This is a genomic window from Streptomyces thermovulgaris (assembly GCF_002155915.1).
GTDB classification, from domain to species: domain Bacteria; phylum Actinomycetota; class Actinomycetes; order Streptomycetales; family Streptomycetaceae; genus Streptomyces; species Streptomyces thermovulgaris.
On sequence record NZ_MUME01000043.1, the window covers coordinates 39,892 to 40,235 of the forward strand.

Here is a 344-nt window from a genome sequence, read left to right on the forward strand (position 1 = left end):
GACGGCCGGTTCCTCCCCGGCAAGGCCGGCTTCATGACCATGGACTCCACGGGCGGGGACATCAGCACGGTCTACCACCTGGCCTGGAAGGAGTGCCCGGAGTCCTGAGACGGTGTCCCGCCCCGGCTATCCCACCTGCCCCATCCCCGCCGCGTTCGGCCAGTTCTGCGGGCTGGGCCAGCCCGTGGCCGGGGCCGGGGTCAGACCGGGGCCGTCCGAGGGCGGGGCGGTCATGCCGCGCACCTGGGCGGCCGTGAGGCCGCCGCGCGCGGGAACGCCCGGTGGGGTGGGACCGCTCGCGGCGGCCGCGGGAGCCGGCTGCGGGGCCGGTGCGGGTGCCGGGG

The 344-nt window shown here is 77.9% G+C and carries 1 pseudogene; it reads right to left on the reverse strand.

Annotated elements, in window-relative coordinates:
• Positions 1-126: 126 nt before the first annotated feature.
• Positions 127-344 (reverse strand): annotated as a pseudogene (locus tag CCN35_RS05130) (histidinol-phosphate aminotransferase family protein); the annotation flags it as partial.